At 66.3% G+C, this 22,719-nt stretch carries 15 protein-coding genes; 9 read left to right on the forward strand and 6 right to left on the reverse strand.

Annotated features, from left to right (window positions below):
- The first annotated feature begins 96 nt into the window (after nt 1–96).
- Nucleotides 97–1,224: a Xaa-Pro peptidase family protein gene (locus tag C8258_RS06245; protein WP_106954310.1), complete on the forward strand. Its 1,128-nt coding sequence runs from the start codon at nt 97–99 to the stop codon at nt 1,222–1,224.
- Between the two features lie 125 nt (nt 1,225–1,349).
- Here the strand turns inward: C8258_RS06245 and C8258_RS06250 are convergent, their stop codons facing one another.
- Nucleotides 1,350–1,760 carry a TIGR03618 family F420-dependent PPOX class oxidoreductase gene (locus C8258_RS06250; protein WP_036501711.1) on the reverse strand — a complete coding sequence of 137 codons (411 nt, stop codon included), beginning with the start codon at nt 1,758–1,760 and terminating at the stop codon, nt 1,350–1,352.
- A 43-nt stretch (nt 1,761–1,803) separates the two neighbouring features.
- On the opposite strand from C8258_RS06250, the gene C8258_RS06255 reads away from it, so the two are divergent.
- From C8258_RS06255 to C8258_RS06270, 4 genes are all read left to right on the forward strand, one after another.
- Nucleotides 1,804–2,559, forward strand: coding sequence for an SDR family NAD(P)-dependent oxidoreductase (locus C8258_RS06255; protein ID WP_199195607.1), 756 nt, complete (start codon nt 1,804–1,806; stop codon nt 2,557–2,559).
- 40 nt (nt 2,560–2,599) lie between these two features.
- Nucleotides 2,600–3,841 (forward strand): precorrin-6y C5,15-methyltransferase (decarboxylating) subunit CbiE, encoded by a 1,242-nt coding sequence (gene cbiE, locus C8258_RS06260; protein WP_106954384.1) that lies wholly within the window; start codon nt 2,600–2,602, stop codon nt 3,839–3,841.
- Between the two features lie 155 nt (nt 3,842–3,996).
- Nucleotides 3,997–4,815 carry a glycosyltransferase family A protein gene (locus tag C8258_RS06265; protein WP_233224905.1) on the forward strand — a complete coding sequence of 273 codons (819 nt, stop codon included), beginning with the start codon at nt 3,997–3,999 and terminating at the stop codon, nt 4,813–4,815.
- 109 nt (nt 4,816–4,924) lie between these two features.
- The gene (locus tag C8258_RS06270) at nt 4,925–5,899 is read left to right on the forward strand and encodes a zinc-binding dehydrogenase (protein WP_106954385.1); all 975 of its coding nucleotides are present in this window, start codon (nt 4,925–4,927) and stop codon (nt 5,897–5,899) included.
- Nucleotides 5,900–5,927: 28 nt separating this feature from the next.
- Here C8258_RS06270 and C8258_RS06275 read toward each other — a convergent pair whose 3' ends face one another.
- Nucleotides 5,928–6,401, reverse strand: a complete 474-nt coding sequence (locus C8258_RS06275) for an NUDIX hydrolase (RefSeq protein ID WP_146161171.1) — start codon at nt 6,399–6,401, stop codon at nt 5,928–5,930.
- A 152-nt stretch (nt 6,402–6,553) separates the two neighbouring features.
- Nucleotides 6,554–7,306 carry an ABC transporter permease gene (locus C8258_RS06280; RefSeq protein WP_106954313.1) on the reverse strand — a complete coding sequence of 251 codons (753 nt, stop codon included), beginning with the start codon at nt 7,304–7,306 and terminating at the stop codon, nt 6,554–6,556.
- 131 nt (nt 7,307–7,437) lie between these two features.
- On the opposite strand from C8258_RS06280, the gene C8258_RS06285 reads away from it, so the two are divergent.
- Complete coding sequence (locus C8258_RS06285; protein ID WP_146161172.1) at nt 7,438–8,274, forward strand: phosphatase PAP2 family protein; 837 nt, start codon at nt 7,438–7,440, stop codon at nt 8,272–8,274.
- Here C8258_RS06285 and C8258_RS06290 read toward each other — a convergent pair.
- Nucleotides 8,271–10,235, reverse strand: coding sequence for a potassium transporter Kup (locus tag C8258_RS06290; RefSeq protein ID WP_106954315.1), 1,965 nt, complete (start codon nt 10,233–10,235; stop codon nt 8,271–8,273). The genes C8258_RS06285 and C8258_RS06290 overlap by 4 nt on opposite strands.
- Before the next feature lie 1,030 nt (nt 10,236–11,265).
- Here C8258_RS06290 and C8258_RS06295 point away from each other — a divergent pair.
- From C8258_RS06295 to C8258_RS06305, 3 genes are all read left to right on the forward strand, one after another.
- On the forward strand, nt 11,266–12,531 hold the full coding sequence (locus C8258_RS06295) for a lipase family protein (RefSeq protein ID WP_233224906.1): 1,266 nt from the start codon (nt 11,266–11,268) through the stop codon (nt 12,529–12,531).
- Nucleotides 12,532–12,636: 105 nt separating this feature from the next.
- On the forward strand, nt 12,637–13,749 hold the full coding sequence (locus tag C8258_RS06300) for an alkane 1-monooxygenase (protein ID WP_106954317.1): 1,113 nt from the start codon (nt 12,637–12,639) through the stop codon (nt 13,747–13,749).
- A gap of 156 nt (nt 13,750–13,905) precedes the next feature.
- Nucleotides 13,906–14,406: a hemerythrin domain-containing protein gene (locus C8258_RS06305; RefSeq protein ID WP_106954318.1), complete on the forward strand. Its 501-nt coding sequence runs from the start codon at nt 13,906–13,908 to the stop codon at nt 14,404–14,406.
- A 24-nt stretch (nt 14,407–14,430) separates the two neighbouring features.
- Here the strand turns inward: C8258_RS06305 and C8258_RS06310 are convergent, their stop codons facing one another.
- Together C8258_RS06310 and C8258_RS06315 are read right to left on the reverse strand one after the other, a co-directional pair.
- Nucleotides 14,431–15,213, reverse strand: coding sequence for a S9 family peptidase (locus C8258_RS06310; protein WP_106954319.1), 783 nt, complete (start codon nt 15,211–15,213; stop codon nt 14,431–14,433).
- On the reverse strand, nt 15,210–22,719 hold a 7,510-nt coding region (locus tag C8258_RS06315), incomplete at its 5' end, for a non-ribosomal peptide synthetase (protein ID WP_146161173.1). The genes C8258_RS06315 and C8258_RS06310, both read right to left, overlap by 4 nt.

Below are 22,719 nucleotides of genomic sequence, written 5' to 3' on the forward strand. Positions count from 1 at the left end.
ACGCTACCGGGCCGCACCGACAATCCGGCCACGACCCGGTCGCGAACGTCGTGATCGTCCGGACCGTGTCCGGAGTGACGGGTAACGTCGTATCGCATGAGCGCGCATACGGAGTCACGATTCGGTGCCGAGATCTACGGCAAGCGGCTGGAGCGGGCGGCGGAGCTGACCCGCGCGGCGCATCTGGACGCGCTGCTGATCACGCCCGGACCGGATCTGCGATATCTGCTGGGGTCGGCCGCGCAATCCTTCGAGCGGCTCACCTGCCTGGTCGTCCCGGCCAGCGGCGAAACCCCGTCGGTAGTGGTGCCGAAACTGGAGTTGGCCGCGCTGGACGGCTCGGCCGCCGGTGAGCTCGGATTGCACCTGGTGTCGTGGGTGGACGGTGTGGACCCGTACGGGGTCGTGAAATCGACGCTGAACGCGGGCGCCCGGGTCGCGGTCGACGATGCCATGCCCGCCCTGCATCTGCTCCCGATCGCGGACGCGCTGACGGCCCTGCCGGTGTCGGCGACGCCGATCATCCGCGAGTTGCGGATGATCAAGGATGCCGCCGAGATCGACGCATTGCGGCGCGCGGGTGCCGCCATCGATCGCGTGCACGCCCGGATGGGTGAGTGGTTGCAGCCGGGCCGAACGGAGGCCGAGGTCGCCGCCGACATCACCGCCGCGATCGTGGCGGAGGGACACGACCGGGCCGATTTCGTGATCGTCGGCAGTGGACCCAACGGCGCCAACCCGCACCACAGCCATTCCGACCGGGTCATCGAAGCCGGTGACGTGGTGGTCATCGATATCGGCGGTCCCGTCGAACCCGGATATTTCTCCGATTCCACCCGCACGTACGTGCTGGGCGAGCCCGATCCGGAGATTGCCGAACGCTACGCCGCGCTCGAACGCGCGCAGGCCGCCGCGGTGGCCGCCGTGCGACCGGGCGTCACCGCCGAATCGGTCGACGCCGCGGCTCGAAATCTGTTGTCCGAGGAGGGGTTCGGCGAGGCGTTCATGCACCGCACCGGCCACGGCATCGGGCTGTCGGTGCACGAGGAGCCCTACATCGTGGCGGGCAACGAGACCGTGTTGCGGCCGGGGATGGCGTTCAGCATCGAGCCGGGCATCTACTTCGGCGGTGAATGGGGCGCCCGCATCGAGGACATCGTGGTCGTCACCGAGGACGGCGGCGAGTCGGTGAATCGACGTCCGCACGGTTTGACGGTGCTGTAAGGCCGCGCGACAGGCCTCGCGCCCGGGGTTTCGGTGAAGCGACGGGTGTCGGGCTCAGGTCCTTCCACCCAGGCATCGTGAAGTGTTCGCGAGGCAGCTGTCTCCGCTCGGCCGCCGTGTATCGCTCAGCCGCGCAGGGTGCTGCTCGACAACACTCGCGCGACACGGACCGCGATCACCACCCGCTGCGGGTTCTCGCGCGGGGTGCGGTAGCGCTCGGCGTAGCGGGCTTCCGCCTCGGCGACCCGGTCGCGGTCGGTCCAGACCTCGGCCGGGCCTTCCAGGGTGAGCCAGCGCGGGCCGTCGACCTGACTCAGCGCGGCGTACCCGCGCCGGTCCGCATTGCGGGCCTTGGTGGTGGGACCGCCGGTGATCACCCGTGCGATACCGGCGTCGGGATCCCAGGTGAAGCCGACCGCGACGACGTGCGGTGTACCGTCCGCGCGCAGGGTGGTCAGCGTGGCCAGATGCCGTTCGGTCACGAATTCCAGCGCGCTGGGGGACAGGTCGATGCGCGCGGCCGCGGTACTCGTCATGGCTGCGACGCTAGCAACCGGCGCCGATGGCAGACTATGCGCCATGGGTGTGCGTGAGGTCGACGACGGGGTGATCGTGCTGTTCGGCGGGCGCAGCGAGATGGGACTCGAGGTCGTCCGCCGGATCTGCGCGGACCGCGAGATCGTGCTCGCCGCACGTCGCAGCGAACGGCTGGGCGAGGAGACCGCCATGCTGCGCGCGGCGGGCGCCCGCGGGGTCCATGCGGTGGAGTTCGACGCCGACGACCTGTCCGCCCATCAGCCGCTGCTGGAGAAACTGGCCGCCGACCACGGCCGGATCGGGGTGGCGATCCTGGCCTTCGGGATCCTGGGCGATCAGGCCCGCGCCGAACAGGATCCGGCCGCGGCGGTCGCGGTACTGCACACCGACTTCGTCGCGCAGGTGAGCCTGTTGACCGTGCTGGCGAATCTGCTGCGCGCCCAGGGCAGTGGTCAGTTGGTGGTGTTCAGTTCGATCGCGGGGGCGCGGGTGCGGCGTGCCAACTACGTTTACGGCTCGAGCAAGGCGGGACTGGACGGATTCGCCTCCGGGCTGTCGGATGCCTTGCACGGCAGCGGAGTCCATGTGCTGCTGGTGCGTCCCGGTTTCGTCATCGGCCGGATGACCGAGGGGATGAGCCCGGCGCCGCTGTCGAGTACGCCCGATCAGGTGGCGGAAGCCGCAGTCGCCGCCCTACGCCGCCGCGCCACCAGCGTGTGGGTACCGCGATCGTTGGGACCCGCCGCTGCCGTGGCCCGATGGGTGCCACGGGCCGTCTGGCGCCGGATGCCCCGGTGACGGTATGACAGGCGAGAAACCCGCCCTCGCAACCGACGACATGCAGGACACACCGGAGAACGATCGCGTAATAGCGGTCGTGGGTATCGGTGCCGACGGCTGGCCGGGTTTGAACCCGCGCGTGCGCGCCGAAATCGCCTCGGCCGAGGTACTTTTCGGATCGCGCCGCCAGTTGGATCTGGTTCCGGCCGACGCGAGCACCGCGGATCGCCGGGCATGGCCGACCCCGCTGCTGCCCGCGCTGCCGGAATTGCTTGCCGCGCATCGGGATTCGCGAATATGTATCTTGGCCAGCGGCGATCCGATGTTCTACGGCATCGGCGTCACGCTGGCGAAACTGCTCGGGCCGCAGGCTATCCGGGTCTATCCGCAGCCCTCGTCGGCCACGCTGGCCTGTGCCCGACTGGGCTGGGCCAGTGCGCACACCCCGGTGGTGAGCGTCGTCGGCCGCCCCCTCGAAACGGTTCTGCCCGAACTCGCCGACCGCCGGCGGCTCCTCGTGCTCAGCGCCGACGAGCATTCTCCGGCGCAGGTGGCGGAACTGTTGCGGCGCAATGGCTTCGGCGAATCACGGTTGACCGTGCTGGAACAGCTCGGTGGTCCCGCCGAACGGATCGTCGCCGCGACGGCGTCGCAGTGGTCACGGCCTCCGGGCGATCCACTGAACATCGTCGCCGTCGAGGCGGTCCGTGATCCGGCCGCGCCCCGGCTCACCCGGATGCCGGGTCTGCCCGACGCCTCCTACGGCGGCGACGGACAGCTGACCAAGGCGGAGGTTCGCACCCTGTCGGTCGCGGCCCTCGCCCCCGCGCCCGGCGAACTGCTGTGGGATGTGGGCGGCGGATCGGGCACCATCGCGATCGAGTGGTGTCGCACCCATTCCGACTGTCGCGCAATCACCTTCGAGCGCAGTGCGACGCGTCGCGAACAGATCGCCGCCAACGCCGCGGCGCTCGGGGTGCCCGCGATCGTCGTGCGCGGCGAGGCGCCCGCCGACCTGCCCGCGCCCGGCGATCCGGCGCCCGACGCGATCTTCCTCGGCGGCGGCCTCACCCAGGACGGCCTGTTCGAGACATGCTGGGATCGGCTGCGGCCGGGCGGACGACTGGTCGCCAACGCCGTCACCGCGGAATCGGAGGCGCTGCTGCTGCGCTGGGCCGCGGAACACGGCGGCGAACTGCGGAAATTTCAGATCTACCGGGGCGAGCCGCTCGGCGGATTCACCGCTTGGCGCCCGCATCTGCCGGTGGCGCAGTGGATTGCGGTGAAGCCGTCCCGGTAGGCCGGCAGTAGGCCGTGCCGCGGTCCGGGCGCCGGTGTTTCGGAAACTTCAGTGCTGGTACTGGTTGTCGGTTAGGGTTGCCCGAAGCTAGCGCTCTCCCATCTCGATTCGTTCATTCATTCCCTTCTCGCAGGAGATGATTGATGATCTTGTCGGTGGTAGTTCCTGCTCTCAACGAAGCTCGGGTCATCGAGCGAACCCTGTCGCGGCTGGTCGCCCAGGATGCGGTCGACGAGGTGATCGTGGTCGACAACGGAAGCGACGACGGCACCGCGCACGTTGTCTACGAGTTCGCGGGCAAGCATCCGAAGGTGCAGTTGATCCACGAGCCGGTGCGCGGGATCCCGGCGGCGCGCAATGCCGGATTCGACAAGGCGCGTGGGCTTTTCATCGCTCGCACCGACGCCGACACGCTCGTCGACGACGACTGGGCCGCCACGATCCGCGATCACCTCACCACGCATCCGGGCACCGCAGCGGTGACCGGCCTGTGCACGTATCACGATTCTCCGATCGGGTTCTTCTTGCGGTGGGGCCAGCAACTGCTTCTGCGGCTGGGAAAGTTGGGCGGCCCGGTGGGAAATATGTACGGCCCCAATATGGCCTTGCGCCGGGAAGCGTGGGGGCAGGTACGCGACGCGGTGCAGACGCGTGCGGATGTGGCCGAGGACCTGGATCTGGCGATCTGTCTGACGTTGCGGGGCTTGCGCATCGATCAGGTGACCACGATGCGTGCGCGGACCTCGGCCCGGCGCCGGCGCACCAGTCCCCGACGCCAATGGCAGTTCCACCACATCGGCCTGCGCACCATCGAACACCACGGATTCCCGATCCGGTTCCAGCACCGGTTGATCATCCTGGGCGCCTGCCTGTCCCACACCGTGCAATGGCCGGTCTACCGGTTCTGGGACTTTCACCAGCGCCGGTTCCGGTTGCGGCCCGGCGCGGAACGAATCTCGGCGACCGGATACTGAACCGATCCGATGGTCACGGCCGAGTCCGCCTGATCACCCGGGAGGAATGTGGCGCCGCATCGCGGGGTTGACCCGATCGTTCGACGGCTGTGAGGTGTTGGGAGTGACGATGCGAGCCCTGGTGATGACCGCCCCCGGCGGTGCGGAGAAGTCGGAGATCCGCGAGGTGGAACCGCCGCGGCCCGCCGCTGGCGAGGTGGCCATCGATGTCGCCTACGCGGGCGTGAACTTCATGGATGTGATGGCTCGCCGCGGAGACGCGGGCTATGCACCGTCGTGGCCTTACCGTCCCGGCCTGGAGATCGCGGGCACTGTGCGTGAATTGGGTGCCGAGGTCACCGGCCTCGCGGTCGGCGATCGGGTGGCGGCCGTCGCGCTCGGAGGCGGCGGCTTCGCCGAGATCGCCACGGCCCGAGAAGAACTCACTGTGCCGGTACCGGATGCCGTCCCGTTGAGCTCGGCCGCCGCCACCCCGCTCGGCTTGGCGACCGCCCTGCTGCTGCTCACCGACGCCGGCCGCTTCACCGCCGGGGATACGGTTCTCGTGCACTCCGCCGCCGGCGGTATCGGCGGCGCGGTGGCACAGTTGGTGCCGCTGCTCGGCGGTGGCCGTCTCCTGGGGACGGTGAGCCGCGCCCGCGGGCCGGTACCCGGCTATGACAGCGTCCTCGTCCGTGGTGACGGCCTGGCCGACGAAATCCGCTCCGCGACCGATGGCCGCGGGGTAGACCTCGTGCTCGACCCGCTCGGCACCGAGGCCCTGGATCTGGATCTCGAGGTCACCCGCCCCAGCGGACGAATCGTCTTGTTCGGCAACGCAGGTGGCGGCACCCCCGCCCCGCTCCCGCCGTTCGGTCGCCTGCTGGGCGGCAACCTCACCCTCACCGGTTTCAGCCACCGCGGCCTCGTCGCCGGCGCCCCGTCGAAGGTCGCCGCCGCTACCCGCCAGGTGCTGGATTACCTTGCCGCAGGCGCACTCTCGCTCCCGGTCACCGAAGTGGCGTCGCTGGACGAGGTGATCACCGCACATGACCTGCTGGCATCCGGACACGGCACGGGCAAGTACGTCGCCCGTATCCGCTGACAACCGGGGCGACGCGCCGGGGGCATCCTCACGCCGAGGTTTCCGGTAGCGGGTTCCGGGCTTGGGCAAGTTCGCGGTAGTCGTGGAGGATGCGGCGAATGGAGGGAGTCACGCGGAGGTCGCCGTCCAGTGGCGCCCAGACGTAGGCGGTGTGGGCGGACAGGCGGATGGGGTACGTGGCGGCGACGTCGACGGCGAAATGCAGGCGGCGGACCGGTTTTCCGATGGGGGACAGGTAGTCGAAATAGCCTACGTGGCTACGGATTCGGGTGACGAGCAGACCTGTCTCGGTGGCGACGCCGCGTGTCACGGCCGCGTCCAGCGGTTCGCCGGGTTCGACGGTGGTGCCGGGAAGTTTGAGGGTGGCCTTGACGGGGCCGCTGTCGTCACGTTCGAGCAGCAGAACCTGTCCGCCGCGATCGATGATCACGCCGATTCGTAGTGCGACACAGTCGTTTTGCGCGCGTTCGTACAGTTCGTCGAGCATGGATGCAGGCATCATCCGACTCACCAACCCTCGATCGGTGCACCACGCGGGTAGTGCAGGGGATGATCCATTATGACGGTAGAACATGGTCGCGCGTGGCAGGACGGCGTGCGCGCCCCGAGATCGAGCGTGTCGACGGCGGGGTAGTTGGTCGAATAGATCGGTGTTCAGTGCCGAGGTCGTCGGATCCGGCCCCGAGCGACGAGTTCGATGGTGACCGCCACCGCGCACGATTGTGCGAGCAGCAGGCCGAGGAGTACGAGGATCTGGACCGCGGCTGCGCGGCCCGCGGAGCCGCTGGCGATGAGGACACCGACGAATGCCCCGGGCAGCGTGACCAATCCGACCGTGCGGGTTTGGTCCACGCCGGGCAGCAGCGCGTCTGCCGCGGTGGATCGGATGATTTCCAGGCGTGCGTGGCGGTCGTCGAAACCCAGGCTCATGGCCGCCTCGATCTCGCCGCGCCGGTCGTGAACGGCGTCCAGGGCGCGGCGTGCGGCCAGCGAGGTCGCGGTCATGGCGCCGCCGAGGATGATGCCGCCCACAGGGACGACCGCAGGCCCCGAAAGAGGGACGACACCGCTGACGAGCATCACCGGAAGGACGGCAGCCCATCCGGCCGCGAGGGCCGCGGCCAGCCATGCTCCGGAGCGTCCCGCTCGTGCTCGGCGAGCGGAGGTGACCACCGCGGCCGCGAACATCACGCCCAGAACGAGAAACGAGGACCACAGATGGCGCAGGGCGGCGGCGAGCACCAGCGCGACCACACTCAGTTGCACGATCGCGCGAACGGCCGCACCGGGCACGATCAGCATCGAGCCGAGGTATGCGAACCGGTACACCGCTGCTGACGCGGCCACCAGAACCAGGCACAAAACCGCCAAACCCACACCGGGCGATGCGACGCTCACCGTTCCCACCTTCTGTTGCCGCCGGGCTGCTGTCCAACTCGGCCGGCAACAGGAGGTATTCGGCCGGGCGAGCGTGCTTCCACGGATAGCCAGGTGGCGCACTCAGCGTTTCCACAGCGGTGCTTCGCGACACTGGGCGCGTGTCAGCGATTGTCGATGTCGTCCACGGGTTGGTCGACGAGGTCCGTACCGAATCGTCGAGCAGGGAGATCGCGGTCGGTGCGTCCGCTCTCGGTACGGCAGCCCTTCTCGCATCCGCCCTCGCCGGCCGGGTCGGCGATTCGTCGGTGTCCGGCGTGCGCGTCGGCTGGTCGGCACTGCGAGCGCTCGTGATTGGGGCGTTGTTCGTGGTGGTGGCGGTGCAGGTCGCGGAGTCCGGATGGGTCACCGGCGCCGATGCGGCCACCCTGCGATGGTTCGTCGAACACCGCAACGGCACCGCGACCGCGTGGGCGCGCGCGATCACCGAGATCGGCAGTCCGGTCGGTGTGGCAGCGTCGGCGGTGATCGTGGCGGGGATGCTCGCGCGGCGGCGGCGCAGTGCCGTCCCGGCCGTATTCGTGCTCGGCACAGTGGGTTTCGCGGCCGGCGCGAGTACGTTGACGAAACTTGCCGTCGCGCGGCCGCGTCCCCCGGCCGCCTTGCATCTGATGGCCGAAGCTGACTTCTCCTTCCCTTCCGGCCACACCACGGCCACCACGGCCTTCGTCGGTGCGGTGCTGGTCGTGTATGTGTCGACGCGGCCCGGGTACGTGCGCACAGCGGCGGCGAGTGTCTCGGCCGCGGTGATCGTGGCAATCGTCGCGGCCACCCGGCTCTATCTGGGAGTGCACTGGCTCACCGATGTGGTCGGCGGCGCGATGCTCGCAACGGCGGTCACACTGGCGGCGGCGACGGTGCTGCTGTGGATGTCCCGTGCTCAGGGTGGACGGGAGGCACACGCCGCCGGAGACTCGGGAATCGGCGTCGAGGTCTAGACCTCGATCTGGGAGCCCATGATGATGGTGCGGTCGCGGGGCAGGCTGAAGTAGTCGGCGGCGTCGGCGGTGATGTACGACGTCGCGATGAACAGGCGTTTGCGCCAATCCGCCATGGTCGGGGTGGTGCCGCGGCGGAGTTCTATGGTCGACAGGAAGTAGGAGGCGTGGTCGAGATCGAGCGGGCCTTCGGTGTCTCTTTCGTCGACGAGTGTGAGTGCGTGGGGAACGTCGGGGGTTTCCATGTAGCCGTAGCGGGCGGTGACGTGGGTGATGCCGTCGTCGGGCGGTCCCAGCGGATCGGTTGCGATGCGCTCGTTGTCGGGGATGCGGGGGACGGGTTCGGTGTGGATGGACACGATCACGATGTGGTGGTGGCGCACGTGGTTGTGTTCGACGTTGGCGCGCAAGGCGAGTGGTGCCGTTTCCTTGCCGCGGTTGAGGAAGATGGCGGTGCCGGGAACGTGCGTCGTGGCGGGTGTGCCGGCGGCGAGTTCGTCGACGAATGTCCGCAGTGATCCTTCCCGCCGGATTCGTTCGGCGGTCACGATCCGGCGCCCACGTTGCCAGGTTGTCATGACCGTGAACGCGGTCAGGCCGATCAGCAGCGGCAGCCATGCGCCGTGGGCGAACTTGGTGAGATTGGCTGCGACGAACAGCAGATCGACGGTCAGCAGTGGCAGTGCCCCGGCGGCGAGGATCCACCGCCGGATGTGCCAGCGGGTTCGCGCGACGTAGAAGAACAGCAGGGTGGTGATGGTGATGGTTCCGGTCACCGCCATGCCGAAGGCGAAGGCCAGCGCGGTCGAACTGCGGAACGCGAAGACGAGGGTGAGTACCGAGACCATCAGCAACCAGTTGATCCACGGGACGTAGATCTGGCCGATCGTGGACTCGGAGGTGTGCGCGATCCGCAACCGTGGCAGGTAACCCAGTTGCGCGGCCTGGGAGGCGACGGAATACGCGCCGGTGATCACCGCCTGGGAGGCGATGACCGTGGCGGCCGTGGCCAGCAGCACCAGCAGCAGCCGTGCCCACCCGGGTGCCAGCAGGAAGAAGGGGCTGCTGATGTTGCGGGCGTCGTCGAGGATGAGCGCGCCCTGTCCGAGATAGCTGAGTGTGCAGGCGGGAAAGACGAGGATCAGCCATGCGCGGGTGATGGAACGGCGGCCGAAATGTCCCATATCCGCGTAGAGCGCCTCGGCGCCGGTCACCGCGAGCACGATCGCGGCGAGCGCGAAGAACGCGGTTCCGAAGTGTCCGATCAGAAAGCCCAGCGCGTACGTGGGCGACAGCGCCTCCAGGATGCGAGGATTGTGCAGGATGCCGCTGATTCCGCAGATGCCGATGGTGAGGAACCACGCGATCATGATCGGGCCGAACATCCGCCCGACCGTCGCCGTGCCGCGGCGTTGCACCACGAACAGCGCCACGATGATCACGACCGTCACCGGGATGACAAGATCCTTCAACGCCGGCTCGACGACCTTGATGCCTTCGACGGAGGACAGCACCGAGATCGCAGGCGTGATCATGCTGTCGCCGAAAAACAGTGAGGCGCCGAAGATTCCGAGCGCGGCCAGGCCTATGGCGGTTTTTCGCCCGCGCGGTGAACTCCACCGGCGAAGCAGCGTGATCAACGCCATGATGCCGCCTTCGCCGTCGTTGTCGGCGCGCATCGCAAGCAGGACATAAGTGACGGTGACGATGATCATCACCGACCAGAACACCAGCGACACCACGCCGAACACGTTGTCGGTATTCACCGGTACGGGATGAGGGTCATTCGGGTCGAAGACGGTCTGCAGGGTGTAGATCGGGCTCGTCCCGATATCGCCGAACACCACTCCCAGCGCGCCGACCACCACACCCCAGCGCACCGTATCGGTGTGGCTCGACGGCCGGTCCGGCTCCACCTCGAATGCGGGACCGCCTCCGATGGTGCCCTTCGCCCCTGCCATGCTGCTCCTCCACATCGCGGTGCCACGCCAATCGGACGATACAACGCATCGCCTCCTCTGCCCGGTGAGAGCACGGCTGCGGGGCCACCGCGAACCGATGTGTTGCCGGCCCGGGACCGGCCGTGGAGAGGCTGAAAGACGTGTTGTGGCGCGCAGCAGCATATCTGTGGCAGGCAGAGTTACCGGGGAACGCCTTGCCGATCGTGAAACAGCTTGCCGCAGAAGGAAGTCCCCCGGATGTGGCTTGCCGGATCTTGCTCGCTCGCCGGCCTGTTCACGATCCGGTGCGGCGAAACTTCACCGCAGAGGGCCCAATCGTCTGTGGCTCAGCTGTATCACTGAACATCGCACCGGTGAAAGAAATGTCAACCTGTGTACGGCGAAGAATGGGTTCTGCAATCAGGGCGGCTATTCCATCAATTCGTACGTGAAGTCGCCGGCGGTGAGCTGGTTGGACGCTGCTGCTGCGCGCCGCGGTGATGTCGCTGGTGGTGGTTCTGCGCATCGATCCGGTGCAGCGCAACGTGCTGGACCGGCAGCGGTGGGACACGTGAGAACAATTGCGGAGCGCGATCGTGACCCGATCGAAACCGTCGCTCACGGCGACGGCGTCAAGCCCGTCTCGGTCGACTGATCCGCGATCGAATACGAGACAATCGGTACCTCGGCGACAATCCGGGCATTCAACCACTGTCACCCGATCGTGCAGCAACCCGTCGAGCAGTCCCTCCGCGCCTTTCAGCCGCCATTGTTTTCCCGCTCGGAGCGCCGATATATATGAACTTCGCGTTGCGTACAAATTTCGCAACGCGCGTTCTTTGGTCAGGATCGCAGACGCTTGCTAAAGTCGCTTCGCGCGACCCCTGGCAGGCGGGCACTCCCCGCGGTTTCGTCCGAACAAAGGATGTGGCTTGTGAGAGGGTTTTTGGCAGCTGTGGTAACCGTTGTCGTCGCTGGTGCGTTGTTGGGCGAACCGCCCGCTCGGGCGGACGAGGGTCCGCCCATCGGGCCGATGCCGCCGTTGTCGCCTGTGGATCTCCCTCCCTCCCCGTTGCAGAATTGGATCGACGCGAACATCAAGCCGCCGCAGTTGAATGCCGGTCCCGATCAGAGCCCCGACGCTCAGCAGGCGGCATTGTGGCGGGGGATATTGTCGTCGCCGACCGGGGATCAAACCTTCGATGCCTGGCCGGCGAATCTGGGCGCACTGGAGCCGGGACAGATCATCGAGACACGGGACGTAACGGCGACGACAGCTCAGCATATGGCGGCACCGATCGAGCGGGCGGTGCTGTTGAAGTATCGCTCCACCTCGGGGACGGGCACGCCCTCCTTCGGCACCGCCACATTGATCATCCCGGCGGCGTCGTGGAACGGGCCGGGGCCACGTCCGGTCGAGGTGGACGCGATGCCGATCAACGCACTCGGACTGCACTGCACGCCGGGCTACCAGTTGTCGCACGGCATACTCGATCGAACCAACACCGATCTCGTCTGGTTTCTGCCGGCTATCTGGTCGGCACTGAACAAAGGGCACGCGGTTCTGCTGCCCGACCATGAGGGCCCGCTGATGGCATACGGCGAGACGAATGTGGCCGGGCACATGATGCTCGATTCCATTCGCGCCGTGCGTAATGCGCTGCCGGAGTTCGGTAACAGCCGTTATGTGGTCGACGGCTACTCGGGCGGAGCGATCGCCGCCTACGCCACTGCGATGTTGCAGAGTGAGTACGCGCCGGAGCTGTCGGCCGTTCTGATGGGCGTGTCCTCGGGTGGACTGGCGGCCGACTACCGGGATATCGCCCACCGTTTCAACGGCGGGATCGCCTCCGGCATTCTGTTGTCGGTGTCGACGGCAATAGCGCGTGAACACCCGGAGGTGCTCCAGTACATGAATCATCTCGCGCAGTGGGTGACGACTTCCCCGACGCGCGATCTGTGTGGGGACGCCGATGGACCGCTCGGCGTCGTCGGTATCCCGATGGATGTCGCGACGAATATCAGCGACCCACTCGACAGTCCGATGGCCGACAATCTGTTTCGCCAACTGGATCTGTCCGACCGGACCTCGGGTGTGCCGCTGTATATCTACCACGGTGCCTGGGATCCCTGGATTCCCCTCGAGGACGCCCAGCGTATGTACGGTGAACAATGCAGCCGGGGTGTTCCGGCCATTTTCCGCACAGTGCCCGGCGAGCATCTGAGCAGTTACGTCACCAGCTATCCCGGCCTCAGCGAGTGGATCGACGCGCGACTGCGCGGCGAACCGGCACCGAGCGAATGCCCCGGTAGGTAGCCAGGTAATTGTGGCCGGATTTCGCGGCAGGAGGGCGTTGCGGCAGGACCGTTTCCAATAGCCATACCTCAGGTTGATCCTCGTCGGGTGAATGAGAGACGGGCTATGACGGTTTTCGGAGGTGCCCAGGTTCGCGATCACAAACGCTACCTCTGGGTCCTGAGTTCACTGGGCGTCGCAGGAGCTCTACTGCCCGGGCAACTGGTGAACTTCACACGGCTCGAATTGTTCTGGTGGATCGGCCCTATCGCGGTGCTCGGGGTGATTCCGCTCCTCGACATCGCGATGGGAGTCGACAGCAGAAATCCGCGCGAGGAAGACTACGAGGCGTTGACCAACGATCGGTATTACCGTTGGTGCGTTTACGCATTCCTGCCGATTCAGTTCCTCGGGCTGGCCATCGCGGGATTCATGTGGGCCCGTCCCGAACTGACGCTCGTCGACAAGCTGGGCCTGGCCGCAACCATGGGATTCGTATCCGGCCTCGGTATCAACGCGGCACACGAATTGGGCCATCGAGTCGAACATCTCGAACGCTGGCTGGCGAAAATCGTGCTGGCGCAATCCTTCTACGGGCATTTCTACGTGGAGCACAACCGCGGCCACCACGTCCACGTCGCCACACCCGAAGATCCGGCGAGTGCCCGATTCGGCGAGTCGCTCTGGAAGTTCCTGCCCCGCAGCTCCCTGGGTGGCTTCCGCTCGGCGCTCGCCCTGGAACGAGAACGCCTGTCCCATCGCGGACACAGGTGGTTCAGCCGGCACAACAACCTGCTGCAGGCGTGGTCGATGAGTGCCGTGCTGTGCGGCGCTTTGATTCTCGCCTACGGGCCCGTGATCATCCCCTTTCTGATACTGCAGGCCGTGATCGGCATCGTCTTGCTCGAAACGGTGAACTACATCGAGCACTACGGCTTGCTGCGCAGGCGCCGTCCGGACGGTCGTTACGCGCGGTGTTCACCGCGCGACAGTTGGAACAGCGACCGCCTCGTGACCAATATCTTCCTGTTCCACCTGCAACGCCACAGCGACCACCACGCCAACCCAGGCCGCCGATACCAGACTCTGCGCACCTCCGAAGAGTCGCCGCAGCTGCCCTATGGCTACGCCACCATGATCGTGCTGGCGTTGATTCCACCGTTGTGGCGCAAGGTGATGGATCCCCGTCTGCTCGCCCACTACGACGGCGACATGACCCTGGTCAACACGTTGCCATGAGCGCCGCCGGTGTCGGCCACCCGGGCCCGCCACGCCGACATCGCGGCCGATTGGGCCGACGATGGGCGGGTAAGGCGTAGATAGCCGACCGCCGGTCGCGTGGCCGCGGCTGCCGGATCGGCGGTTGCCCGGAACTCGGATCCTTCAGGAGGTTTCATGTCCACCGACGCCATCGTGCTGCTGCGCGAGGACCACAAGCAGATCCGCAAGTTGTTCCGCGAATTCGAGAAAGCGGGCCCCGACGCGCACGCGACGAAGAGCCGTATCGTCGACAAGATCATCGAAGCGCTGACCGTGCATACCTATCTCGAGAACGAGGTCGTGTATCCCGAGGTCCGCGAGCTGGTGCCGGAGGTCGAGGACGACATCCTCGAGTCCTACGAGGAACATCATGTCGCCGATGTTTTGGTCATGGAGTTGTCCACGATGAAGCCCGAAGACGAACGCTTCACCGCGAAGGTCACGGTGCTGATCGAGAATGTCGATCATCACATCGACGAAGAAGAGGACGAATGGTTCCCCAAGGTGCGAGAACACTTGGGGCGGAAACAACTTCAGGATATCGGCGCTCGGATGCTGGAATTGCGGGAGAAGGCGCCGACCACCCCCGCCGCCCCGAAGGCCTTGAAGAAGGCATTCGACGCGCTCACCGCCTGAACCGTCGTCGACATCGGATGAGGTTCAGCGCGCCAGCTCCAGGACCGCCGAGCGGCAGGCCGCCCACGCGTCGGACGCCACATCGATGAGTGAGAAGTGGTCGATGCCGGGTAGCACCAGTAACCGGGAGTCGTCCCCGGCGCGTCGAGCTGCGGCGACGAAGCGTTGCGACTGGCTGAGTGGTACATCGTCATCGGCCGTGCCGTGCACGCAGATCGAGGGGACGTCCATCGGGAGCAGTGCGCCGGGACAAGCCGGCGAGCAGGTCTCGGGGTCGTCGGCCCAGGCGCCCAGGAAGTTTCGGACGGCTCCGGAACCCAGGTCCTCCTTCAGTGCGAGCTCGAGGTCCAGAACTCCTGCCTGGCTGACGAATCCGGTCAGCGGTACGCGGGGCGAAGCTCCGGGAGAACCGGCGGGCAGCGATCCTCGACCTGCCAGCCAGCCGGCCAGCTGACCTCCCGCGGAGTGCCCGATCGCGACGACTCGTGAGAGGTCGAGCCTGCCGGCTTCCAGGCTCTGACCGAATGCGGCGAGCAGGTCGACAGCGGCGGCGACGTCGAGACAGGTGGCCGGCCAACCTCCGCCTCCGAGCTCCGGGTCGTCGCCTACCCTCCGGTATTCGATGTTCCAGGCAGCGAAGCCGCGCCGTGCCAGATCCTCGGCCAGATCGGAGGTGAGGTCGGCGCCGTAGGCCGTTCGCCAGAAGCCGCCATGGATGACCACGGCGACCGGCCAGAGGCCGGGGCGGTCGGGAAGGCTGAGATAGCCGTGCTGACTCGGGTGGGTGCCGTAGCGCACCAACGTCATCGGCGGGAACCCTCACTCAAGCGATCGATCAGGAAGCCGAGCCCGACGGTGCCCCCGGTACCCCGGCGGTCCCCGATGAAGCGGCGGACCACGTCCAGGTGGTTCAGCCGCCAGCGCGTGAGGCCGGCGATGAATACGTCGAGCTGCGCGCCCAAGTGGATCCGCTGTCGTCGGTCCTCGCTGTCGCCGTCGCGCCGGTCGGCCACGATCTCGAGCAACGCTGTCACAGGAGCGTGGCGAACGCCGGCCAGCATGGTCGCCAACTGGGTCGACTGTGCCGCACTCACTCCCTGCAACCGAGGCCGGAACTGTTGGAACGCGTCCACCGCCAGATGTTGTAGGGCACTCTCTGTCGACATCATCAATTCGAGCACGGCATTGGCACGCTTCATCCGATCGATCGCCCGGTCGAACTCCGCCCGACGGGCGGACTCCAGCGCGAGCTCGAGGTCCATCAGGATCTGCGAAACCCACAGTTCCGAGGTCTGGTGGACGATCAGGAAGTACCTCTCGTCGCTCCACGCGGAACGGTCGCCGTTGGCGAACAATGGCTGAACGGCGCCGAGCAGTTCGTCGAGGTGAAGGTAATTCGCGTAGCTGAGGCGCTCTTTCCCGGGCTTCTTCTCGGCCTCGGGGGCGCCGGCGTGGTCCGCCAGATCGCCGACCGGGCACGCGGCGGGAACCGTGTCCACCGAGTCGGCATCGATGTGGTGCTGACCATCCTGCGCTGGAGCGATATCGGAGCGAGTCATCGTGGTTCCACCTTGTCGCGCATACGCGCAGATCCCGCCGAGGGCTTCGAACCAGAGTCGGCTGAGCCTCGTGATCGCCGCGCGATCGAGCTTGGATGATGCCCACGTCCACTGGGCATGCAGGTGCGGGCCGCTGTCGCTGTCGACGGTGACAGCATTGACGGCTGCGGTGTGCGCCAATGGCATGGCGTGATCGGCGTTGCCGCTGTCGGTGAACAACGAACCCCAATAGCCGATCCGCCAGACATCGCCATCGGCCGAAGTGCCGAGCACCGGTACGCCCAGGCGCCCCAGATAGTTGAATCCGATCTGCGGGTCGGAACCGGTCAGGTCGACATCGGTGTTCAGATAGCGCAGCACGCCGTAGGTCACCGGGTTCGGGACCGTACGAAGTTGCTCCTCGGCGTCATTGATCACTGCCCCCAGCGCTGTCTCGCCGGCCGACACCTGCGACCACGACAGCCCACCCACCGCCAACGACACCGGGTATTTGGTCGTGAACCACCCCACGGTGCGCGACAGGTCGACGTCGGGGGCCAGCTCCTCGTCGCGCCCGTGGCCCTCCACGTCGATACCGATCGGCGTGCCGCCGTTGCCCAGAAACTCCGTCCACGCCAAGGCGAACGCGATCAACAGGATCTCGTGCACTCCGGCATGAAGCGCCGCGGGCACCTCACCGAGGATCGTGCGGGTGGTCTCGACGTCCAGCGACACCTCCATATGCTCGGCGGTGGCAAACGTATCCTCGGGCTGCACCGCCGGCAGCGCGGCGGGGATCGCCGTCAGCTTCCTCCAAGCGGCCGCCTGGCCGACGGTTTCGGGGCGGCGCGCGTGCTCGGCCAGCAGCGACGCCCACCGGGCGAACGACGTCCCGGCTGTCGGCAGCACGACCTGCTGCCCCGCACGGTGTTGGGCCCAGGCGGTATTGAGGTCGTCCAGCAGAATCCGCCACGACACGACGTCGACGGCCAGATGATTCACCACCAGCGCCAACTGGCGGGTGGACGCGACCCACAGCGCGGCCAGCATCACCCCGGCGGCAGGATTCAACCGAGACTGCGCCTTCGTCAGCTCTTCATCGGACAACTCGCCGACCGATTGCAGACAAGCGCTCGCATCCACCGACCCCGCCTCGGGCACCTGTAACGACCACCCACCGGCGCCGTCGTCGTCGACGCGGAGCCGCAGCATGGCATGCCGATCCAGCAGGGCCTGCACCATCACCGCCACGTCGGTCTCGGTGACACCCGCGGGCGCCTGCAACAACGCCATCAGATTGAACTGTTCGATCGGGCCGTGAACACTGTGCAGCCAGCGCATGATCGGGGTCGCGACCACCGGCCCGAGACCCTCGTCGATCGCGCGATCCGCATTGCCGGCCACCTCGGCCACCTCGGCCAGACGGGCAACGGTCTGCTCGACGAAAATATCGCGCGGCCTGAACAGGAGTCCGGCCGTACGGGCCCGCGCCACCACCTGCATCGACGAAATGCTGTCTCCGCCGAGGTCGAAGAAGGAGTCATCGATGCCGACGCAGTCGAGTCCCAGTGTGTGGGCGTAGATGGTGGTGAGGATTTCCTCGGTGGGCGTGGTGGGGGCGCGGTAGTGGTTGGTGGTGTATTCGGGTGCAGGTAGGGCGCGGGTGTCGAGTTTGCCGTTGACGGTCAGTGGCAGTGCGGGGAGGGTCATGATTGCGGCGGGGATCATGTAGGTGGGGAGTTTTCGCGTCAGTTGGGTGCGTATCTCGTCTGGGTTTGCGGTGCCGGTGATGTAGGCGACGAGGCGTTTGTTTCCGGGGTGGTCTTCGCGGGCGATGACTGCTGCTTGTTCGATGCCGTCGAGTTGTGTGAGGGCGGTTCGTATTTCGCCGCATTCGATGCGGTAGCCGCGGATTTTGACTTGTTCGTCGGCGCGGGCGACGTAGTGGAGTTGGCCGTCGTTCGCCCAGCGGACCAGGTCTCCGGTGCGATACATGCGTGTCCCGGGCCCATATGGGCAAGCCACGAACCGTGATGCGGTCAATACGGGCCGGCGCCAATACCCGTAGCCGACTCCGGCGCCTGCCACGTACAACTCACCGGTGACGCCGATCGGCACCGGTTGTAGCCGGTGGTCGAGGACGAACAATGCTGCCTCTGGTACTGCCGCCCCGATCGGCGGTTTTCCCGATCCGGCGCTCAGGGGTGTGGTGAGGGTGACGCACATGGTGGTTTCGGTGGGTCCGTAGCCGTTGAGGACTGTGTGCGTGGGCGCCCACTGGTCGACGATGTGGGCGGGGCAGAGTTCGCCGCCGAGTATCAAGGTGACCGATTCCAGCCCTTGCGGTGTCAGCATCGCTGCGGCGGTGGGTGTTTGGGTCAGGATGGAGACGTGTTCGGCGGCGAGAGCATCGTGAAAGTCGTTGGGTGATCGGGTGATCGCGTCGGGGATGACGACCAGTCGTCCGCCGTGCAGCAATGGGCCCCAGATTTCCCATACGGAGACGTCGAAGGCGAGCGAATGACACTGCGCCCACACCTGTTCGGAAGCGGGTGAGGAGCCGATGTTCAGGTTTGTCAGTAGTTGGGTGATGTTGTGGTGGGCGGTGGCCACGCCTTTGGGGGTCCCGGTGGTGCCGGAGGTGTAGATGAAATAGGCGATGTTGTCCGGGCTGGGTGCGGGTAGCGGGGTGCTGGGTTGGGTGTCGAGTGCGGGGTCGTCGACGTCGATGATCGGTATGTCGATCCCGTCGAGTCGTCCGGCCAGGTCGGCGGTGGTGATCACGGCTGCGGGTGTGGCGTCGGTGAGCATGAATTCGATTCGTGCCCTGGGGTGTTCGGGATCGATGGGTAGGTAGGCCGCCCCGGTTTCGAGTACCGCGGTGAGTGCGGTGATCGCTTCTGCTGAGCGTTCCATCAGTATCCCGACCACGCATCCGGGACCCACACCGTGGCCGGTCAGCAGGTGTGCGAGCCGGTTCGCGGTCTGGTCGAGTTGCTGGTAGGTCCAGGAGTTCTCGCCGCAGGTGAGTGCCGTTGCGTTGGGGGTGCGGGCGACTTGTGCGGCGAACAGTGCCGGCACCGACATCGCTGTGGGGGTGTGCGTGTGCAGTACCGCGCGGTTGCTGATCTCGTCCAGCCGGGTGTGTTCGGATTCGTCGAGCAGGTCCACCGATGACAGGTGTTGTTCGGGGTCTGTCGTGATCGCCACCAGTACTCGTTCGAGTCGTTGGATGAGTGTGTCGATGGTGGTGGTGTCGAAGATGTCGGTGCGGAATTCGACTGCGCCGGTGAGTCCGGCGGGTTCGCCGGTGTCGGTGAAGCGTTCGCCCAGGGAGAAGGCTATGTCCATGCGGGCGCTGTGGGTGTCCAGCGGCAGGGAGGTGATGTCGAGATCCTCCAGCACCAAACCGGCTGTGGCGTCGTTGTTCCCGGCGAAGTTCTGCCAGGCCAGCAACACCTGGATCAGTGGGTGGTGTGACAGTGATCTGGCTGGGTTGAGTCGTTCGACCAGCACTTCGAAGGGCACGTGCTGGTGTTCGAATGCCTCGAGGCTGCGCGTGCGAACCTGGGTCAACAGGTCGGTGAGGGTGGGGTCGCCGCTGAGATCGACTCGTAGTACGAGGGTGTTGACGAAGAAGCCGACCAACTCGTCGAGAGCGGGGTCGCCACGGCCGGCGACGGCGAATCCGACCGCCACGTCGGGGTTGGCGCTGATCTTCGACAACAGGATCGTCAGGGCCGCTTGGATCACCATGAAGTTGGTGGCGTTGTGTTCGCGCGCTGTCCGGGTGAGGTGTTGCTGAAGTTCGGCGGGCCAGTCGATGACGACGCGGGCGCCGTGTTGGTCGGTTGTTGCGGGGTAGGGTCGGTCGGTGGGGAGGTCGAGGTGTTCGGGCATCCCGGCCAAGGTCTGTTCCCAGTACTCCAGCTCGGTGGTGATGCGGCTGTGGGGGTCGTGTAGTTCGCCGAGTTGGGTGCGTTGCCAGAGTGCGTAGTCGACGTATTGCACCGCCAACGGTGCCCAACTCGGCGCCCGGCCCGCGCAGCGGCTGGCGTAGGCCGCACTCAGATCCGTGGCCAGCGGCCGCAGCGACCAGCCATCCGCGGCGATATGGTGCATCACGATCACCAGCACGTGTTCCCGATCCGAAACAGCGAAAAGCCTTGCCCGCAACGGAATCTCGGCCGCCAAGTCGAACGGGTAGCGCGCCGCCTCGTTCACGGCGGCGTCCAGCCGGGTGTGCGACCATCCGGTCGCATCGACGACGTCGCACCCGAAAATGACCCGCTCAACGGGGATAACCACTTGCTGGGGTGTTCCGTCGGTCGCGCGGAACACCGTGCGCAGGCTTTCGTGACGGCCCACCACATCGGCCAGCGCCGCATCCAGAGCGTCGACATCGAGCCCACCGCTCAGCCGCAACGCCGCCGCCACGTTGTAGACCGGCGAGGGTCCTTGGAGTTGGTCGATGAACCACAACCGTTGCTGGGCATACGACAACGGGATCGCGTCGGGGCGTTCGACCGGTGTGAGTCGTGGGAGTCGGCTCGAGTCCGCACTATCGATTCGGGGGGCCAGGTGGGCGACGGTGGGTGTGTCGAAGACGGTGCGTACGGACAGGTCGGTGTCGAGGGCGGTGTTGATCGCGGCGATCAGGCGCATCGCCGACAGCGAATCTCCGCCGAGGTCGAAGAAGGAGTCGTCGATGCCGATGTGGTCCAGTCCGAGTATCCGAGCATAGATCGTGGTGAGGATTTCCTCGACGGGCGTGGTGGGTGCGCGGTAGTGGCTGGTGGTGTATTCGGGTGCCGGTAAGGCGCGGGTGTCGAGTTTGCCGTTGACGGTCAGTGGCAGCGCGTCCAACGTCATGATTGCGGCGGGGACCATGTAAGTGGGGAGGTGTTGGGTGAGTTGGGTGCGTATCTCGTCTGGGTTTGCGGTGCCGGTGATGTAGGCGACGAGGCGTTTGTTTCCGGGGTGGTCTTCGCGGGTGATGACTGCTGCTTGTTCGATGCCGTCGAGTTGTGTGAGGGCGGTTCGTATTTCGCCGCATTCGATGCGGTAGCCGCGGATTTTGACTTGTTCGTCGGCGCGGGCGACGTAGTGGAGTTGGCCGTCGTTCGCCCAGCGGACCAGGTCTCCGGTGCGGTACATGCGTGCCCCGGTGCCTCCGAAGGGGCAGGCCACGAACCGTGATGCGGTCAGCGCGGACCTGCGCCAATATCCGCAGCTGACTCCGGCGCCGGCGACATAGAGTTCACCGGGCACTCCGATCGGTACCGGCCGGAGCCATTCATCCAGCACGAACAGCGCTGCTGCGGGCACCGGTGCCCCGATCGGCGGTGCCCCCGATCCGGGTGTCAAGGGGGTGGTGAGGGTGACGCACATGGTGGTTTCGGTGGGTCCGTAGCCGTTGATGACTGTGTGTGCGGGCGCCCACTGATCGATGACCTGGGCGGGGCAGAATTCGCCGCCGAGTATCAGGGTCATCGATTCCAGCCCTTGTGGTGTCAGCATTGCTGCCGCGGTCGGGGTTTGGGTCAGCACGGTGACGTGTTCGGCAGCGAGAACATCGTGAAAGTCGTTGGGGGAGCGGGTGGTCGAGTCGGGGATGACGACCAGTCGTCCGCCGTGCAGCAACGGGCTCCAGATTTCCCAGACGGAGACGTCGAAGGCGAGCGAATGACATTGCGCCCATACCTGTTCCGAGACAGGCGTGGCGCCGGTGTCGAGGAACGCCAGTAGCTGGGTGATGTTGTGGTGGGTCGTGGCCACGCCTTTGGGGACCCCGGTGGTGCCGGAGGTATAGATGAAATAGGCGATGTTGTCCGGGCTGGGCGCAGGTAGTGCGGTGCTGGGTTGAGCGTCGACAGCAGCGTCGTCGACGTCGATGATCGGTATGTCGATCCCGTCGAGTCGTCCGGCCAGATCAGCCGTGCTGATCACGGCTACGGGTGTGGCGTCGGCGAGCATGAATTCGATTCGTGCTCTGGGGTGTTCGGGATCGATGGGGAGGTAGGCCGCCCCGGTTTCCAGCACTGCCGCTATGGCGGCGATCGCTTCTGCTGAGCGTTGCATCAGCAACCCGACCACGCATCCCGGTCCCACACCGCGGTCGGTCAGCAGGTGTGCCAACCGGTTTGCTGCTTCCTCGAGCTGCCGGTAACTGTATGAACGGTCACCACAGCTCAGCGCCACCGCATCCGGCGTGCGGGCCACTTGGGCCGCGAACGATGCCGGAACCGATAGGGCCGATGGTCGGCCCGTGTGCAATACCGCCCGGTTGCCGAACTCGTCTATGCGGGTGTGTTCGGATTCGTCGAGCAGGTCCACCGATGACAGGGGTTGTTCGGGGCTGGTGGTGATCGCCATCAGTACTCGTTCCAACCGGTGGATGAGTGTGTCGATGGTGGTGGTGTCGAAGATGTCGGTGCGGAATTCGACTGCGCCGGTGAGTCCGGCGGGTTCGCCGGTGTCGGTGAAGCGTTCTCCGAGGGAGAAGGCTATGTCCATGCGGGCGCTGTGGGTGTCCAGCGGCAGCGAGGTGACGTCGAGGTCTTCCAATGCCAGACCTGCTGCGGGGTCGTTGTTTCCGGCGAAGTTCTGCCAGGCGAGTAGTACTTGAATCAGTGGGTGATGTGTCAGTGATCTGGCTGGGTTGAGTCGTTCGACCAGCACTTCGAACGGCACGTGCTGGTGTTCGAACGCTTCGAGGCTGCGCGTGCGAACCTGGGTCAACAGGTCGGTGAAGGTGGGGTCGCCGGCCAGATCG

It is taken from the genome of Nocardia sp. MDA0666, from assembly GCF_003023875.1.
GTDB classification, from domain to species: domain Bacteria; phylum Actinomycetota; class Actinomycetes; order Mycobacteriales; family Mycobacteriaceae; genus Nocardia; species Nocardia aobensis.

What these genes read in the sequence shown, in the direction of transcription:
- C8258_RS06310 (WP_106954319.1), bottom strand. Translation starts at nt 15,213, where the DNA reads ATGACGTTGGTGCGCTACGGCACCCACCCGAGTCAGCACGGCTATCTC.
- C8258_RS06245 (WP_106954310.1), top strand. Translation starts at nt 97, where the DNA reads ATGAGCGCGCATACGGAGTCACGATTCGGTGCCGAGATCTACGGCAAG.
- C8258_RS06270 (WP_106954385.1), top strand. Translation starts at nt 4,925, where the DNA reads ATGCGAGCCCTGGTGATGACCGCCCCCGGCGGTGCGGAGAAGTCGGAG.
- C8258_RS06255 (WP_199195607.1), top strand. Translation starts at nt 1,804, where the DNA reads ATGGGTGTGCGTGAGGTCGACGACGGGGTGATCGTGCTGTTCGGCGGG.
- C8258_RS06300 (WP_106954317.1), top strand. Translation starts at nt 12,637, where the DNA reads ATGACGGTTTTCGGAGGTGCCCAGGTTCGCGATCACAAACGCTACCTC.
- C8258_RS06275 (WP_146161171.1), bottom strand. Translation starts at nt 6,401, where the DNA reads ATGATGCCTGCATCCATGCTCGACGAACTGTACGAACGCGCGCAAAAC.
- C8258_RS06305 (WP_106954318.1), top strand. Translation starts at nt 13,906, where the DNA reads ATGTCCACCGACGCCATCGTGCTGCTGCGCGAGGACCACAAGCAGATC.
- C8258_RS06290 (WP_106954315.1), bottom strand. Translation starts at nt 10,235, where the DNA reads ATGGCAGGGGCGAAGGGCACCATCGGAGGCGGTCCCGCATTCGAGGTG.
- C8258_RS06250 (WP_036501711.1), bottom strand. Translation starts at nt 1,760, where the DNA reads ATGACGAGTACCGCGGCCGCGCGCATCGACCTGTCCCCCAGCGCGCTG.
- cbiE (WP_106954384.1), top strand. Translation starts at nt 2,600, where the DNA reads ATGCAGGACACACCGGAGAACGATCGCGTAATAGCGGTCGTGGGTATC.